This is a genomic window from Candidatus Cloacimonadota bacterium, from assembly GCA_034722995.1.
GTDB lineage: Bacteria > Cloacimonadota > Cloacimonadia > JGIOTU-2 > JGIOTU-2 > JAGMCF01.
In genome coordinates this window covers 31,668-48,371 of the sequence record JAYEOL010000022.1, presented here as the reverse complement: position 1 = coordinate 48,371, position 16,704 = coordinate 31,668, and the positions used below count along the sequence as shown (strand labels likewise).

The 16,704-nt window shown below is 34.1% G+C and carries 13 protein-coding genes and 2 tRNA genes; 5 read left to right on the top strand and 10 right to left on the bottom strand.

What is annotated here, in order from left to right; genetic code table 11:
* Position 1: 1 nt before the first annotated feature.
* The 10 genes from U9R23_02870 to U9R23_02825 form a co-directional block, all read right to left on the bottom strand.
* Positions 2-1,486 carry an aminotransferase class III-fold pyridoxal phosphate-dependent enzyme gene (locus U9R23_02870; GenBank protein ID MEA3475376.1) on the bottom strand — a complete coding sequence of 495 codons (1,485 nt, stop codon included), beginning with the start codon at positions 1,484-1,486 and terminating at the stop codon, positions 2-4.
* Between the two features lie 38 nt (positions 1,487-1,524).
* Positions 1,525-2,346: a hypothetical protein gene (locus U9R23_02865; GenBank protein MEA3475375.1), complete on the bottom strand. Its 822-nt coding sequence runs from the start codon at positions 2,344-2,346 to the stop codon at positions 1,525-1,527.
* Complete coding sequence (locus U9R23_02860) at positions 2,346-3,296, bottom strand: phosphoesterase (GenBank protein MEA3475374.1); 951 nt, start codon at positions 3,294-3,296, stop codon at positions 2,346-2,348. The genes U9R23_02865 and U9R23_02860 overlap by 1 nt, the downstream gene beginning before the upstream one ends.
* Positions 3,297-3,308: 12 nt before the next feature.
* A complete protein-coding gene (locus U9R23_02855; protein MEA3475373.1) occupies positions 3,309-4,883 on the bottom strand; it encodes an APC family permease in 1,575 nt (524 codons plus the stop codon).
* 294 nt (positions 4,884-5,177) lie between these two features.
* Entirely contained in the window at positions 5,178-6,275 is a 1,098-nt protein-coding gene (locus U9R23_02850) for an alanine racemase (protein MEA3475372.1), read from the bottom strand.
* On the bottom strand, positions 6,263-6,721 hold the full coding sequence (locus U9R23_02845) for a GNAT family N-acetyltransferase (GenBank protein MEA3475371.1): 459 nt from the start codon (positions 6,719-6,721) through the stop codon (positions 6,263-6,265). The genes U9R23_02850 and U9R23_02845 overlap by 13 nt, the downstream gene beginning before the upstream one ends.
* Before the next feature lie 525 nt (positions 6,722-7,246).
* Positions 7,247-7,921 carry an Ig-like domain-containing protein gene (locus U9R23_02840; GenBank protein ID MEA3475370.1) on the bottom strand — a complete coding sequence of 225 codons (675 nt, stop codon included), beginning with the start codon at positions 7,919-7,921 and terminating at the stop codon, positions 7,247-7,249.
* A 382-nt stretch (positions 7,922-8,303) separates the two neighbouring features.
* Positions 8,304-8,394, bottom strand: a tRNA-Ser gene (locus U9R23_02835).
* Positions 8,395-8,550: 156 nt separating this feature from the next.
* Positions 8,551-8,640, bottom strand: a tRNA-Ser gene (locus U9R23_02830).
* A gap of 141 nt (positions 8,641-8,781) precedes the next feature.
* Complete coding sequence (locus U9R23_02825; protein MEA3475369.1) at positions 8,782-9,297, bottom strand: nucleoside deaminase; 516 nt, start codon at positions 9,295-9,297, stop codon at positions 8,782-8,784.
* 130 nt (positions 9,298-9,427) lie between these two features.
* Between U9R23_02825 and U9R23_02820 the strand changes: the two genes are divergently transcribed.
* The 5 genes from U9R23_02820 (at position 9,428) to U9R23_02800 (ending at position 16,502) form a co-directional block, all read left to right on the top strand.
* Positions 9,428-10,717 carry a cation:proton antiporter gene (locus tag U9R23_02820; protein ID MEA3475368.1) on the top strand — a complete coding sequence of 430 codons (1,290 nt, stop codon included), beginning with the start codon at positions 9,428-9,430 and terminating at the stop codon, positions 10,715-10,717.
* 151 nt (positions 10,718-10,868) lie between these two features.
* Entirely contained in the window at positions 10,869-11,693 is an 825-nt protein-coding gene (locus U9R23_02815; GenBank protein MEA3475367.1) for a PTS sugar transporter subunit IIA, read from the top strand.
* Between the two features lie 578 nt (positions 11,694-12,271).
* Positions 12,272-13,585: a PDZ domain-containing protein gene (locus tag U9R23_02810; GenBank protein MEA3475366.1), complete on the top strand. Its 1,314-nt coding sequence runs from the start codon at positions 12,272-12,274 to the stop codon at positions 13,583-13,585.
* A gap of 154 nt (positions 13,586-13,739) precedes the next feature.
* On the top strand, positions 13,740-15,650 hold the full coding sequence (locus U9R23_02805; protein MEA3475365.1) for a S9 family peptidase: 1,911 nt from the start codon (positions 13,740-13,742) through the stop codon (positions 15,648-15,650).
* Positions 15,651-15,695: 45 nt separating this feature from the next.
* Positions 15,696-16,502 (top strand): DUF4097 family beta strand repeat-containing protein, encoded by an 807-nt coding sequence (locus U9R23_02800; GenBank protein ID MEA3475364.1) that lies wholly within the window; start codon positions 15,696-15,698, stop codon positions 16,500-16,502.
* Positions 16,503-16,704 lie beyond the last annotated feature (202 nt).

Genomic DNA, 16,704 nt, shown 5'->3' with positions numbered 1-16,704 from the left:
ATTACATGTCTTCTAATGCTTTCTCAATTGCAGATAATAAAAATTTTCCTTCAATTTCAGAAAGAATCAAAGGAGGAAGAAATCTAACAGTGTTATTCGTTGATAATGATGATTTAACTCTATATTTAACAAGTAAATCCTGGAATTTGTTTACATCATCTGCTGAAGGTAAATCAAAACCGATCATCATTCCCATACCGTGTGGATTTGAAAAAATATCAAATTTTTTGTCAATTTTGTCTAATCCATCAAAAATCTGCTTAGACCTTTCTACAACATTTTTTGTTATATTCAATTCCCGCATTTGTCTCGTTGCTATCAGAGCAGCAACCATAGCCATTGGATTTCCTCCGAATGTTGAACCATCATATCCGCCTTTCATTGCATCGGATATTTTATCGTTTGAAACTACAGCAGTAACAGGATATCCGCCACCGAATGATTTTCCAATTACCATAATATCAGGAATAACATTATAAGTGTGACTTGCGAACCATTCTCCTTCTTTTTCTGCTACGCGACCAAAACCGGTTTGCACCTCATCACAAATCATTACTCCATTGTATTTATCGCATATTTTTCTTATCCTGCTAACAAAGCCCTTCTCTAGAGGATTAATACCAGCTTCTTCTCCTTGTACCAGTTCTAAAATAATTGATCTTGCTTTATTTTCTTTAAACAAATCTTCTATTTCATCAATCTCTCCCGGTTTAACAAAATGAACCCAATCTTCATTCTCCAATCCAAAGGGTTTTCTATACTTTAAATTGTAAGTTACAGCTAAAGCACCATGAGTTCTACCGTGAAAGCCATTTTCTAATGCAATGACACCACGATGACCAGTGAAGGCTTTTGCAATCTTGATTGATTTATCTACAGCTTCACCACCACTATTTTGCCAATAAAAATTCGTAAGTCCTTCTGGCATCATTCCCATGATTCTTTTCAGAAATCGAGATCTGGGGATGTGCACTCTATCTTCTTTCATAGAAATTAATTGAGATGCCTGATTATATAATCCTTTGGCAATTTCTTCATTATTCATACCAAGATTTGTAGCACTATAGTTACTATCCATATCTAAATATGTTTTTCCTTGATTACTTACAATCCACGCACCTTCTCCACGAACAGGAATAATATCTTTTTCAAGGTGAGATACAGGAATTTTAAATTTCTCATGAAGTTCAATTGCTTCTTGTGTTGAAATTTCCGAATCCTGAAACATTAATATTATTCTTTGCAGTTGATCATAGTTGATATTCTCTAATATTAAATCACAAATCGAATTAGCTTTTTCCTCTTCTATTTGTGCTCGTTTATTCTTAACATTGAATAACTTATTATTACAGATATTTTCTGCTTTTTCTTCTCCTATGACCATTTTTAATACTTCTTCGATTCTTTCAATCGAAACATTTATTCTTTCCGGATGTTCATTAACATCATTAATAAATGTTTTACATAATTCATTTTTTGAAAACATTTTTTTCTCCTAGTTTTATTAATTATTAATTTTGGTTATCATCTCTCAACTTCTTCAACTTCTCGATACCATTTCATTTTATCACCAATTTTAGAACGCATTTTCCATTTCAAAGTTTTAGGTTTCTCTTCTATTAGACGAGATAAAATATCTAGTTTTTCTTTTACTTTATCGGCGTCATTTTTAGTAAGGTGTTCATTAGCAAATTTTCTTGTCTTTTCGATGTTGGAAGTTGCTGTCTTCCACCAGCCCCAATCTCCGGAACATAATTTTGCTAAATAATGTCCGTCTATCTCATCAGTATTATTGTCTGTTTTGGAAATTGGAAACTGGCTGAGAAGAACCACCGTATCTACTAAATCCTTCTTGTTAATTTCGACAATTTGAAGCTTCCCTAAAAGTAGATCAATCAAACTTACTGTTGGATAATCGATTTTTAATCTTTTCTTAAGATCAATTTCATGACAAAATCTCAATTTATTAATGAAAATATCTGAATGAATGTTTTCATCAGGATGATAGAAAATTCTTCTTTTATCACCGAACAGTCTTAAAATATTTTGATTTTCTGTCCAGCCAAGTTCAAAAAAGACATCCTGAACTTTTATAATCTCTTTTGAATAAGTAATAAAATCAATATCAGCGAGATAGTGTTGATTTTCGTACTCTATATATTTATAATCAGGGCATTTTATTCGGAAAGCAAGTGAACCGACAACTCGTATTGTGACATCAAATTCTTTTGCTTTTTCCATAATTTCATTGAGGACTTTCAGAAAAGCGGATTCTTGCTTTCTTAAAGATTTTTCATTGATTTCAATTCCATCAGGAATACAGGGAATATCTTTGGCGATCATCATTAACCTTCTACTTTCCAATAATTGATAATTTTCTTATCTTTTATTTCGACAATAAATCCACGCAAAATTCCTTCGCCATATTCAGAGCCCGGATTCACAACCGGAGTATTTCCGATCTTATCATGACCGTATGATTCGTGAATATGTCCGTGAAGCCCAATTAATGGCTGATATTTTTCAATAGCTTCTGTAACAGCTTTACAGCCGACATGCACAAAATTTACCTGTCCGGCAACAGTTACCGGTTTTTTATTTGCATCGAGTTCTGGAGCAAGATCGAGCATGGTTCCATAGGGAGGTGCGTGAAAATTGAAAATTGATTGAGATGGGTCATCGAGTTTTTTAATAAGTTTCTTAAGACGTTTTTTCATTCCTTTCTCATTATCTTCTCTTGGTGTGTCCCACGGAGTTGGATTTACATAATCGAGACTTATAGTAGGAATTCCCAGAATATCAATTGCATCATCCAGACACCAAATTACTCCTTTATCTCCAAAGGATTTTATAACTTCATCGATTTCATGATCATCATCATTTCCGGGCATAGCAACTACATCAACTTTGGAAAGATCGATCTTAGCGATGAGCATTTCCATCCAATAATGAATTCTATCTTTTATCATTTGCATCATCAGTTTTTCAACTTGTTCAGGATTATTTTCAAGTTCTTTAATTTTGTCGGAATTGCATCTCAATGTATAAGCTCCTGCATCCTGAATTCGCTTTTCCATTTCATCCGCTTCTTTTCCTTTTTCCAGAGTCCAATTTCTCCCAAAATAATAGGCATTGTATTTACCTTTTCCTTTTTCAATTAAGGGAACAAGTGATTTTCCAGTTAGATCACCACATAATAGAAGTGCATCAACTCCATAAAGTTCGGGAATCCGCAGCCATTTTCTCCAAACACTATTTGCGCCGTGAACATCAACTGAAAAGAATAATTTCGCCAAAAATAAACTCCTCTATTCAGGTGGAATTTGTGAATATATTTTACTCACATCCACACCATCTTTTTTGTTCTTATTTTGCTGAACTAAATAAACGACCATTCCAATCAACATCACACCAATTAAGGTTAGCATTATAACTGGTGAGAAATTTCTGATAGACAGATAGATAAAAAACCAGCCAACAATAAATGTAAATGCACCTAATATACTCATGACCGGAATTTTGAAGATTTCCCATTTTACCGGTGAACGATTATAAATCTCCGGTTTATGATATGGAAGCAACATTGCGCTTAAACCATATGGCCAGAAAATAAAAAAGGTGGTAACTGTTAATATCGAAAGAATCACATTTACAGAAAGCAGCATTATCAAAACGCCGATAAAGCAGAAAACCGCATTCAAATGAACAGCATTTGTGGGAGAACCTGTTTTTCTGTTTACTTTTGCAAGTGATTTCGGAAATGATTTATCCATTGCTAAAGCAAAAGCTAACCTGGAATTTGCAAGAAATCCGGGAAGAATGGAATTTGCAAACCATAAGGCTATGGAAACTGCAACGATCAAGCCGAACCAGACATTTTTGGCAATTGACATAAAATAGAAAGGAATGGATGGTTTAACAGTTTCTCCCATAATTCCAGCAAGAACTTTTGGATGATTATCAAAAAGAAAATCGTAGCAACCTATAAAATTTCCGAATGCCTTATAAACAGCAACTACAATTATCACATAAAACAATCCCACAAAAATAGTTCCCAGCATAAAACCTCTTATCATACTGGTTTTGGGAGTTTTTATTTCACCGCCTGCATAGTTGATAATCGTAATACTGGAATATGCCCAGATTACTACGATAAGAGAACTGATGGTTGTTCCCCAGTTAAAGTTATGAGCTTTCCAACCCAATTCAGCAGCTTTTTGTTGAATGGCTTCAAATGCTCCTGCTCCCCATGTTTGATTAAAAGCAGCAGATACACTCTCGATTCCACCAGAAAGGAAAAACCAAAAAATTGCGATTACTGTCCCAACTAAAGGAATAAAGAAAGCAATCCGCATTATTTTTTTAACTTTTCTAATTCCTGTGTAAGCTATATACCAGAAGAAAATTACCCAGATAGTTCCACCGACAAGTTGACCTGCTGAGGTCTGCATTATTTTTCCTGCATTCGCTAACCAGCCAATTCCGCTGCTTAAGGCTGCTGTAGAAAATCCCGAACCTATCAAACCAACCACAAGATAACCCAGAACTCCACTGGAAATTCCATATCCAATAAATAATAGCCAGGAACTTATGAAACCCATTGTTGGTCCTAAAACTCTACTAATCGCAATATATAAACCACCTGAACGCGGCATTGTTGCTGAAGTAATTGCAACTAATAGCATAATCGGTAAAAAAATGAAAAGCCCGATCAAAAAAGCTAAAGGTAAACTTGCTCCCGGAAAATCTGCTGCCGTTGATACAGAATAGAACATAACACCGGATGCAGCAGGACCTGCAACAACAAAAATAAATACATCAAACCAGGATAATTCTCTAACGAGTCCTGAGGCGCGCCTTGTAAAAATTATTCCTTCTTTCATCTTTCCTCCAATTCTTTTTAACTTAATGAGTTCTGCAAAATAGAAGTGGAAACCGCTGAAGCGGTTGTTGTTTGGTTTATGTTATATTTTGTCCCACAGTTGATCCGACAACTGCCGGATAATGTCATATAATGTATTGAATTAACCCGCAACTGTTTACTCCGGCTCAAACGGATCAGTTGTGGGAAGTAACAACGAAACGAAAAGAAAGTTTCAACCATTTTAATGGTTTTTGAAATTTTCCTTAATTTTGCAGAACTCATATAAATATTCTAAATTTTGCGAAAATATTGTTTAAACAATTTTCTTTTCAACAAATTTCGAACTCATCAATCTTGCAACAGCCATATAACTGGGATGAAAACTTATCTGTTTACCAACTCTATATTTTGTTCTTTGAAATTTTGTTAAATTAGGACCTATATCATAAACAGTCATATCGGAAGTAGTTCCAATGAAATTTATATTTTTATCTTTTAGTGTAAGTTCATTCACATCAACATCTAAAATCCCAAAATCGAGAATAGCTTTATAACTTTTTGGAAATGAAGCATCTTTTCCCGCTTCTTTTATATGACCAACACTGCCATCACTTATTATACCATCAGGTTCAACTTCCTTTTCCTCTAATTCAATAATGTTTGCTTTAAATTCAAATGCTTCAGTAGAAAAATTGCGAAATTTTTTATTATTAAAAGGAGATGTCCCAAAAAATGCTGCTTCCCCTATTCTGAAATGATTTACAGCTTTTGGAATTTTGTGCTTTCCTATTAATGGAAGTGTTATGGAACTCCCTCCGGAAATCAGGTTTAATTTTTTATTGAATTTCGTTTCTAATAATTGTTTATAAAGCGACAATTGTATCAATTTATCATAAGTCGGTTCAATTCCATACATACAACCTAAATTAGTTCCTAAACCAATAACTTTAACGTTGGAGAGTTCAAAGATATTTGAATAAAAATCAACAATATTTTCCCGAATAATTCCTTCTCTTAATTCTCCCATTTCAATCATGATAATTATTCTGTGAATCTTATTGTTTTTTTTTGCTTCTTCATTTAATGCTAAAATAGTTGAAAGAGTTGTATTAAATGAAATATCTGCGAATTTGATGACAGATTTAACATTTTTGATAGCAGTAGGTTTGATATACATTGTAACTATGTCCGGAGCGACTTTCTTTATTACTTTCAAATTTGAGAGTCTTGAATCACCGATCGAATGGACCTTTTTTATCAGAGGATTTGAAAGTATCGAATGCAATAATTCTTTATGACCGGAAAGAACTTTTACAATTAATGACCACTTGATGTTATTATTGCCCAAATATGTATTAATTTTATCAATGTTACTAATAATTCTGTTTTTTTTAATAATTACTTCTGACATTTTTTATATCTCATTTCAACATATTTTGTTGAAAAACCAATTCTTTTATAAAGTTTTATTGCAGCTTTATTATCATATTCTACATGTAAAGAAATATCTCCCTCCGAAATATCAAGCGCTTTTTCCATAAGATATCTTCCTATACCCTTAACTACTCTATAATCTTTATGAACCGCAATATAAACTAAAACATTTTCAGGAATATATTCAGTCATTCCAGTTTTATTTATTACAACAGCTCCTACAATTTTTCCCTTTTCTATTGCAGTAAGAATAAATCCACCTTTTCCGCTTTCTTTGGAAAAAGCATAATCAATAGATTTAGAAATTGCACTTTTGGTATCTCTAAAACGGTCTAAATGTTCATAGAGAAAATCAACAATTGAATTTTTTGTTATTGTTTCATTTAGATGATCTTTCGTTTTTAAAATTTTGATTTCAAACATAACTCCTCATATAAATTACTTTTTTAATGAAAAATCGGGCAAAAATGACTAAAATATTTTCAAGACATGAAAAAAAACCAATAAAAATCATTACAAACACATCTCCAAAAACACAAAAAAAATATTTCTTGTCAACCAAGAAATTTTATTAAGTTAAAAAATCTTAATAAATCTGTGATGTTTTTGATTATAATGAAGTATTATTCTTTCCCTCTTCATTCTTATTTTACAAAAATCTAAAACATAAGTAACTGTTTTTATTCGTCAAAAATTGGGTATCTACAAGGCTCTTATATTATTAAACAGATATGCTTTCTTTAAGAAGAAAACTGCAAAAAATTTAAAAGGGCTCTGATTTCTTGACAGATAAGTGTATACAAGATTACTTTTTTTTAAATTATTAGTATGAATTTTTATCAATCTTTATTCTATACAGGAAAGTTTATTTTGTGTTCACACTATTTAATTACTTTAATAAATTGTTTGGGCAACAATATTAAAAATAGATGCATTTTTAAATTAGACTTACTCGTCCGTTAAAATAAAATGGAAAGGTGGACTATATTCACTCCAAAGAGTCCATATATTTTGGACTTGTACTGTCCAGGTATAATGACCAAGACCAGCAGTATCAGGAATACTGAAATTGAGAGTTGTATCAGGGTGTGCAGGGGGTAAAGTTTCGGTTGTCTGTTGTATAAATGTAAAGGTGGTATCGTCTTCTTTTACAATTTTCATAGTATAGTACTGAGCATCAGGAAGACTTTTCCATTTGAATTCTATCGGATTTTGCACTTCACTACTATCTTCAGGCTCCAGTAATGTGGGATATCTCTTAGCATCTTCTGAGACTGTAATAGTTATGTTATCAGATCCCGGAATATTATTAATATCATAGGCTGTTGCTTCAATAGTATGCTTTTGCCCATCTGCCCAATAAAAATCAGACCATTCGCATTCAAATGGTTGGGTCTGGTCAGTATATATCCCTTCATCATCTATACTAAATGAAACATTATCAATATCTTCATCGGCTGATACTTCTATTTTTATCAAAGTAGTTGATGTAAAAAGTGTATCTCCATCCACAGGTTGGGTTATCGTAACAGAGGGAGTTGTGGGATTATTATCTGTGCTTGATGAGCAATTAACTATAAATAACATAGTCAAAGATAATATTAATACCATAAATTTTTTCATAGTATCCTTTCTTTAAGTTTTTTCTGTATATTTTTAAAATATCAAATTTATTCACCTTTTTGTCAAAGCTTTAATTCATTTTTTTATACCATTAATATCAATCTCATCTCCAGCATCATTTTGGGGAAACCTGATGTTTTATTTTTACCAGAACTATTATTATATTCTGTTCGTGTCAGTTAGTGCATACCCGGTGAAATAATCCTGATATATCAGGATTATTTCACCCGTCTGGGCGCCTGTCGGGGCTTGGCCCCGCCAAGACTGGCCGAGCCTGACAGGGTAAATTCGTGGCTCAATCTTATAATAAAATGGCTTGCCATACGACACTCCTCCTCCATCCCGATACATCTGGATGGCGAGTGGAAGTTTTAACGAATTATGGCGGAGAGAGTGGGATTCGAACCCACGTTCCCGATAATCGGGAAAACGATTTTCGAGACCGTCCCATTCAACCACTCTGGCATCTCTCCAAGAACTTCTTTAGCCATGAACATACACGAACTGGCACGAATAAAATATAATATTACCGTACAAAATAGATATTATAATAATTTGTGCGAGTTCGCGTTAGTTCGTGGCTCAATCTTATAATAAAATGGCTTGCCATACGAAGTTTTAACGAAGTATGGCGGAGAGGGCGGGATTCGAACCCGCGGTTCCGTTTCCAAAACACACGCTTTCCAAGCGTGCTCCTTCAGCCACTCGGACACCTCTCCTTTTTGTAGAGCGTAGAGCATTGAGCGGGGAGCATATATGAGTTGGAAACTTCTATATCTGATCTGCATTTCACTCTCTTCGCATTTCGTTCTACTCCTAACTTCAATTATTTATGTTAATTTGCCTGCCTTGCCGTAGTCTTAACGCCCGTTCTCCGTAGTCCCGATTTCATCGGGACGAAGGGTGAAAAGGCAGGTGGTTGAAATTCTCTTTTCATTAAAAAATCTCTTCAAGAGTTCACTGGATTCTTTTGCGAAAATACCAGATTTTACTTCGGGATTATGATTAAATCGCCTATCTGAAAGCAAATTATATAAAGACCCACATGCCCCGTTTTTCTCATCAAAAGTACCAAAAATTACTGATTTTATTCTTGAGAGAATAATCGCACCAGCACACATTGCACATGGCTCGAGTGTTATATACAATCTGCAATCACATAACCACTTTCCCAATTCCTGTTGAGCCAATTCAATAACTAATTTTTCTGCATGAGCCAGAGGACTATTTAATCTCTGCGTGCTATTATGAGCTCGGGCAATAAGTTTATCATTGCATACCAAAACTGCACCTATGGGAATTTCATCTTCTGCAAAGGCAGTTTGTGCTTCTTCTAATGCAATATTCATCCAATATTCATCTGAAAGTTCTTTCATATTAGATACAAACTTTCTTATGATTCTATTTTCTATGTCAATTTTTTAACACTTTTTTAACTTTATCTTGACATCAATGTCCAATCCACAAGAAAAATCTTCCCATAAAATTTCTTAAGAAAGATAGATTATGTCAACAACTTTATCTGCTATCTGCATCATTCTCAAAGATGGACTAATCTGGCTGAGAACAGCAGTTAGTCAGCATATTCTCTTTGCAATTGGAATCCTGCTAATTGCTGGATATATACTTGGCAAACTTGCTGAAAAAGTAAAACTTCCTGTAATTACTGGCTATATTATAGCAGGTATACTCTTGGGAGAATCTATTGGTGCAGTGATTGAGCTCAAAATGGTTCATGCTCTACGGCCTATTACAGAAACTGCATTGGGACTGATTGCTCTTGTAATTGGAGGTGAATTCTCAAAAGTAAAATTAAAAGCTATCGGCAGGAAAGTTGCGATTACCACATTTTTCCAAATAGGAATGACCTTTCTTATAGTAAGCTTAGCATTAATTTTAGCCGGATTTAAGTCTGAATTCGCTCTCCTTTTAGGAGCAATTGCTACTGCAACAGCACCGGCTGCTACAGTGGTTATTGTCCAAAGTTTGCGAGCACGTGGAAAATTTGTTGACTATCTTTATGGTCTTGTGGCTCTAGATGATGCAGGCTCAGTGCTCCTTTTTAGTATTGTTCTTGCTTTAGTAGGCTCTATAATTTCAAAAGCTAATGGTACCTCAGTTGCTGTTGGAATTACGATTGCAAAGGCGTTCTGGGAAATATTATTCTCACTCATCATTGGATTCTTGGGAGGATATATTCTGCATAGGGTAACTTACAAAAGACAGAATAAAAGTGAGATTATGATTGTCTCTCTGGGTATTGTCTTTATTATAATTGGACTGGCGCATCCACTCCATATCTCACCACTTATGACAAATATGATGGTGGGAGCAACTTTGGTAAACCTATCTGCAAAGAATGAACGTATTTCAAGAATATTAGAACCGCTTACTCCACCGATTTATGCTGCCTTTTTTGCTATTGCTGGAACAGAATTACAGCTTGGTATCTTTACAGGTCCAAAAATTTTATTCTTTGGTCTAATATTCATTCTGGCAAGACTGATTGGTAAATATTCTGGTGTATACTTAGGTGCATCTTGTAGCAAATCAGAACTAAATATTAGAAATTATCTTGGCTTCTGTATGTTTCCACAAGCCGGAGTGGCAATTGGATTGGTTCTAATGGTTCAAGCATCACCGATTATTGTTCATGCAAGCATTCAAATGCAAAGCATTGCAGTAACTATGGTAAACATTGTTATATTCTCAGTTTTTGTAAATGAATTATTAGGTCCAGGTCTATCTAAATGGGCAATTATCAAGGGTGCTGAATTGGGAGATGATGTATATTGAACTATAAAACTATAGAAAAATAAATTAGTAAATTGGTAAATTAGTAAACTGGTAACTAGTCCACGAGTTCACAAATTCACGGGTTTACTAATTATCTTCGTGTCTTTGTGGTAAATACTTATCTACCTGTCGGTAGGCAGGAAGGAAAATTATGAAACTATATGAGATATTATCTAAAGAATGCTGTAAGGTAAATTTGCATTCAAGGAAAAAAGAGGATGCACTAAAAGAATTAGTAAGTCTTCTTAAAAATTCTCCAATTTTGGATAACATAGACGCGCAGACAATCTTGAATTCTTTCTGGAAAAGAGAGAAACTTGGTAGCACAGGATTGGGCCAGGGCATTGCAATTCCACACTGCAAAATGGAAGGGCTCTCAGATTTCGTATTAGCAATTGCTACATCTGAGAAAGGTGTTCAGTTTGAGGCACTTGATAATAAGAAGGTCCATATATTCTTCCTTATGGTGGGACCACCTGACAAACCTAATGACCATTTGAAACTACTATCTGCCATTTCTTTAATGTTGCGAGATGAAAAGATCAGAAATAAACTGCTAAAGGCACCAACTCCAGAAGAACTCTATGAAATAATAGTTATGGCCTGTGGAGAAGGAATAAAAAAGCCAGTGCCTGCTGAAAAACAGAAACTGTTAATTATCATCCTTTATGAGAAAAGATTTTTGGAAGACATCCTTGAACTCTTTATTGAACTGGGAATAAAAGGTTCAACTGTGATTGATTCCATTGGAATGGGAGGAATTCTAACTAAAGTCCCACTGTTCGCTGACTTTATCAATTTTCTGGGACAGCATAAGAATTACAGTAAAACAATTTTAGCTCTTGTAAGTGAATCAGAACTTTCTACTTTGGTAAAGGAAGTGGAGGGATTAATCGGAGATTTGGATAAACGTGGTGGTGCTGCTCTGATTGCTCTTGATATATTATTTGCCAAAGGAACAATGGAATATATGTAATAGAAATTGCAAATTACAAATGACAAATTACAAATGAGATGCCTAAGGTAGATGCCAAACCCCGATGAAATCGCAGGAAGATGGTCTTTGGCAGGCAAGCGTCTCTGTCGGAAAGTTCAAAAGCTAATCCACAAAATGAGTTATAATTTTGCAATGGAAACCTGAGTTGGTTAGTAAATACTAAATAGTGAATTATGATAGATTCAGATGCTATATCAGAATGATATATTAATATATCAGATTTATAGAAATCACATTTAAAAATGAAATATTCGTTGCACATTCTAAATATATGTAATCAACTGTATGGAAGTAAATTAACGCACATTTTATATTTTTGGCACGAAAATTGTCTTATAAAAAGGTAAAGATAATAATGGAGGTACCAAAATGAAAAGGTATTCAATATTAGAAATCTGGCGCAGGCGAGTTGCATTATATAACTTGCCAAGGAAATTAACTTAGCTTCTCCCAAGCTAAAAGAGCCGGCTCTTAAAAAGCAGTTAAGTTAATTATATGGGTAAAGTAAATAGTAAAAAAACAAAAAATATCCCGTCAATCGGGAAAAAGGAGAAAAAATGCTGAAACGAAGTGTAAGTCCCGACTTGTCGGGAAAAAAATTAACACTCATCGTAGTAGCCTTGTTTATAATGGCCACAAGTATCTTTGTTCATAATACTGTGTGGGCACAAGAACCAAATGAAGAGGTTGAAAAAGCCTTAGAAGAAGCTGATAAAGAAGTAGAAGAAGCTATGCAAAAAGTGGAAAAAAGTCTCTCTGAAATATCCCCATCATCGGAAATAGAAATTGAAGAAAAGAGCGAGTCTGCTGAAACACCTTTTATGGGTGTCTATCTTGATGACATTGACTTTGAAGATGCTTATGAAATGCACTATGACTATAACTATGGTGTGCTTTTAGATGGAGTTGTAAAAGGTGGTCCTGCTGATAAAGCCGGATTAATGGAAAGTGATATAATTATGGAATTTGATGGGCAGAAAGCAAGATTTGAAGACCACCTGACGAGATTAATTAGAAGCAAACAGGTAGGCGATAAGGTTGAAGTCAAATTCTTCCGAGATGAAAAAATAATGACAACTACACTCACTCTGGGTTCCAGAACGACAAAGAAAGAAAGAGAGTATGAAGAAATTACAAAAGAAGGAAAAGTTATTCGTAAAAGGAAATTGTCTGCTGGATACGGCGGTGGAAGCTGGATTCCTGTATGGTACCAACCAGACCTTAAAGATATTAACAATATTCTTTCTAATCTTGGCTACAAAAAAGAGACCTTTTCTGAAAATGGATTTCTCTTACAAGGTGGTGGAGGTAAAGGTAATGTAGGCAAAGGCTGGTTCATTGGTGGAATGGGTGCAAGTTATGAAAATTCAGAATCCACAAGACACAATTGGATACACTATAATAATGAAGGTATTTTAGATACAGCTAATGTTTCCAGAAACGCAAAATACAAAATCAATTTTTGGGGTGTAACTTTGGATAAGAGATTTGCACTATCAAGAAAATTTGTGAGTTCTGTTGGATTTCTAATAGGAAGTGGAAAAAATAAAATAACGGTCTCTCAAATTGATAAAGCTGATATTGATAATTTTGATTTTGAAGATGACCCCAGCGAACAAATGGACGAGTTCTATGATTACAAAAGCACTCTTTCTTTGGAACAGAAATCTATTGTATTTCAACCAAAAGTTATGATTATGTGGCGAATAAAAAAATGGCTGGGGATTCGTGCAGAAGCAGGATATATGACAAGTTATTCACCGAATGGATGGAAGGCAAAACGCAATGGAAAATCTGTTAAAATAGTTAATGGACCTGATACTTCTATGAATGGCTATACATTCACCATCGGTCCCTGGTTTGGATTCTAAGCTCCTTCAATCTATTAGCCCCGTCTGAAAATTGGCGGGGCTTTCTTTTATCTTTCTTTATTATAATTACTGGTGAAAAACTATTTTATAAAAAATATAGACAATAAAAATTTGGTCATACTGAATTAATCTCATAAATAAAAAAGGAGAAAAAATGAGTATTAAAAGAGTTACAATTGCTTTACTTTTTCTATTTATAATTGTATCCTGGGGATGTTCTTTTCAGGAACGACAACCTATAATTATTCCTATGAAGGACTTCTTTAGAAATCCTGAGAAAGCAAGTTTTCAACTTTCGCCTGATGGAGAGCACATCTCTTTTCTACAACCCTGGGAAAATCGTATGAATGTTCATATTCAAAAAATCGGAGAAGACAAAGTAACAAGAATTACTGACGCAACAGAAAGGGATATCTGGTATTACTTTTGGGTAAATAATAATCGTATTGTATTTCTACAGGATAAAGGTGGCGATGAATTTTTCAAATTATACGCAGTGGATATTGATGGCTCAAATTTGAAAGTATTAACTCCGTTTGAGAAAGTAAAGATTAGAATGGTTGATGACCTGGAAGATAATGAAGAAGAAATGATAATTTCTACGAACAAACGCAATCCACAAATCTTTGATGTGTATCGTATCAATATAAATACTGGTAAAATAGAAATGATAGCTAAAAATCCAGGCAACATTTCATATTGGGTTACAGACCACGATGGTAAATTGCGTATTGCAATAGCTACCGATGGTGTAAACAAAAGTTTATTATACCGTCCTACGGAAAAAGAACCCTTTCAGGTTATTGAAAAAACCTCTTTCAAAGAAACTATTGCCCCACTATTTTTTACCTTTGATAATAAAAACCTTTATGTATCTTCTAATATTGGTCGGGATAAAGACGCTATTTATGAATATGATTTAGAGAATAAAAAACTGGGAAAATTGATATATGAAAATCCAGAAGTTGATGTCGGCAGATTAATGAAATCTCGTAAGCGTAAAAAAATTACCGGGGTTAATTATTATACAGATAAAGCTCAGGTGCATTTTTTGGATGATGAAAGAAAACAATTACATGATGATTTAGAGAAATTGCTACCTGAATATGAAGTTGCTACTTATGATTTTAGTAAAGATGAGATGAAATGTCTGATTGTTACTTATAGCGACCGTAAACGTTCTACTTACTATTATTACAATCGTGAAACAAAAGAACTGATGAAGCTTGCTGAAACGAGTCCATGGATAAATGAAGACGAAATGGCTGTAATGAAACCAATTACTTATAAGTCCCGTGATGGATTGACAATTAATGGTTATTTAACATTACCAAAAGGAGTAAAACCGAAGAATCTTCCTGTTGTAATAAATCCTCATGGTGGTCCCTGGGCACGAGACAGATGGGGATATAATCCGCAAGTCCAGTTTCTTGCAAATCGTGGATATGCTGTTTTACAGATGAATTTCCGCGGTTCTACAGGATATGGTCGTAAATTCTGGGAAGCAAGTTTCAAACAATGGGGCAAAACAATGCAGGATGATATTACAGATGGTGTAAACTGGCTGATAGAAAAGGGAATAGCTGACCCGAACCGAATTGGTATCTATGGAGGTTCTTATGGTGGATACGCTACTTTAGCAGGTCTAGCTTTTACTCCCGATTTGTATGCCTGCGGTGTAGATTATGTGGGAGTTTCTAATATATTTTCCTGGATGAAAGCATTTCCGCCATATATGAAACCTTATATTGAAATGATATATGAAATGGTAGGAGACCCTGAAAAAGATAAGGAATTATTAGAATCTGCATCCCCTCTTTTTCATGTAGATAAAATCAAGGCTCCTCTCCTTATTGCACAAGGAGCTAATGACCCAAGAGTTCCAAAAACCGAATCAGACCAAATAGTGGAAGCACTTGAAGAAAAGGGTATTGAAGTGTCTTATATGGTTAAAGATAATGAAGGACATGGATTTATGAATGAAGAAAACCGTTTTGATTTCTACAGAGCTATGGAAAAATTTCTGCATGGACATCTTGGCGGTAGAGTGGAGAAACAGAATTAAAGAAATTCGTAATCTCAAATACTGAATTAAATTTAAGGCGTTCTTATGATAAAAGCAAAATTTCTAAAGCTAAAAATTATTATCATACTTTTTATATTTCTTTTTTCTCTTTCCGCTTGCATAGAAATTCACATTAATGGTGAATCTTTTAAGTATGGCGATAAAGTAAAAGTCAAAGGAGTTGTATTAGAAAATAAAAGAACCATCCCGATTAGAGACTCAAAAAATTATGGAAAGTTCAATGCTGAAATTCATCACGGAAATATTGAACTTATAGGAAATAATATCTACGATTTAGAAGTGGAGATCTACGAAATGACCACTGACGATGTTACTTTGTTTTTTGATAATGGCATACTTACAGCTAAGACTAAATCCGACGCACCTTTTGCAATTGGAAGTATAAAGGGCACTGTGCCTAATGATATTGAGATTTCAATAGACTCTGGTGCTGGCAATTTTCAGCTAAGCGATTTTACTGGCAGTGATGTAAATTTTGATTCAGGCGCAGGAAATGTAAAGATTAGAGACTGCAATATAAAAAATCTAACTGGTGATACGGGTGCCGGAAATGTAAAAATGTCAAACTTAAGAGCGGAAAATATTGATATTGATACAGGTGCTGGAAATATAAGACTGACTGATGTAATATCACGAAGCATTGATTGTGATACAGGTGTTGGAAATATTTCGGCTACTACCTGTGCAGCTCACAATGTCTATCTTGATACAGGTATTGGAAATATTTCAATTTCGGATTGCCAATTCAAAGAGAAAAATATTTCAACTGGGCTCGGTAGAATCAAAAATACAAATATAAAACCAGAAAAGTCAAATGTAAAAGAATTATAACTTCTACTTAGGGGGTGTAATAAAACAACATATTCAAATCTAATACATAAGTAACTGTCTTATGGAAAGTTGTGAAAAACAAACATACATTTTATTCTATTATACCCCCTTAATATCAAATTTTATAATTTATTAACCACAAAAGGGAACTGGCAAAATGCTTGATTCCCTTTTTTATATCATGAATATTTTAATATTTTAA

Coding starts and splice junctions, on each gene's coding strand:
- U9R23_02870 (MEA3475376.1), bottom strand. CDS start 1,486: ATGTTTTCAAAAAATGAATTATGTAAAACATTTATTAATGATGTTAAT.
- U9R23_02855 (MEA3475373.1), bottom strand. CDS start 4,883: ATGAAAGAAGGAATAATTTTTACAAGGCGCGCCTCAGGACTCGTTAGA.
- U9R23_02825 (MEA3475369.1), bottom strand. CDS start 9,297: ATGAAAGAACTTTCAGATGAATATTGGATGAATATTGCATTAGAAGAA.
- U9R23_02850 (MEA3475372.1), bottom strand. CDS start 6,275: ATGTCAGAAGTAATTATTAAAAAAAACAGAATTATTAGTAACATTGAT.
- U9R23_02865 (MEA3475375.1), bottom strand. CDS start 2,346: ATGATGATCGCCAAAGATATTCCCTGTATTCCTGATGGAATTGAAATC.
- U9R23_02845 (MEA3475371.1), bottom strand. CDS start 6,721: ATGTTTGAAATCAAAATTTTAAAAACGAAAGATCATCTAAATGAAACA.
- U9R23_02840 (MEA3475370.1), bottom strand. CDS start 7,921: ATGAAAAAATTTATGGTATTAATATTATCTTTGACTATGTTATTTATA.
- U9R23_02805 (MEA3475365.1), top strand. CDS start 13,740: ATGAGTATTAAAAGAGTTACAATTGCTTTACTTTTTCTATTTATAATT.
- U9R23_02820 (MEA3475368.1), top strand. CDS start 9,428: ATGTCAACAACTTTATCTGCTATCTGCATCATTCTCAAAGATGGACTA.
- U9R23_02815 (MEA3475367.1), top strand. CDS start 10,869: ATGAAACTATATGAGATATTATCTAAAGAATGCTGTAAGGTAAATTTG.
- U9R23_02810 (MEA3475366.1), top strand. CDS start 12,272: ATGCTGAAACGAAGTGTAAGTCCCGACTTGTCGGGAAAAAAATTAACA.
- U9R23_02800 (MEA3475364.1), top strand. CDS start 15,696: ATGATAAAAGCAAAATTTCTAAAGCTAAAAATTATTATCATACTTTTT.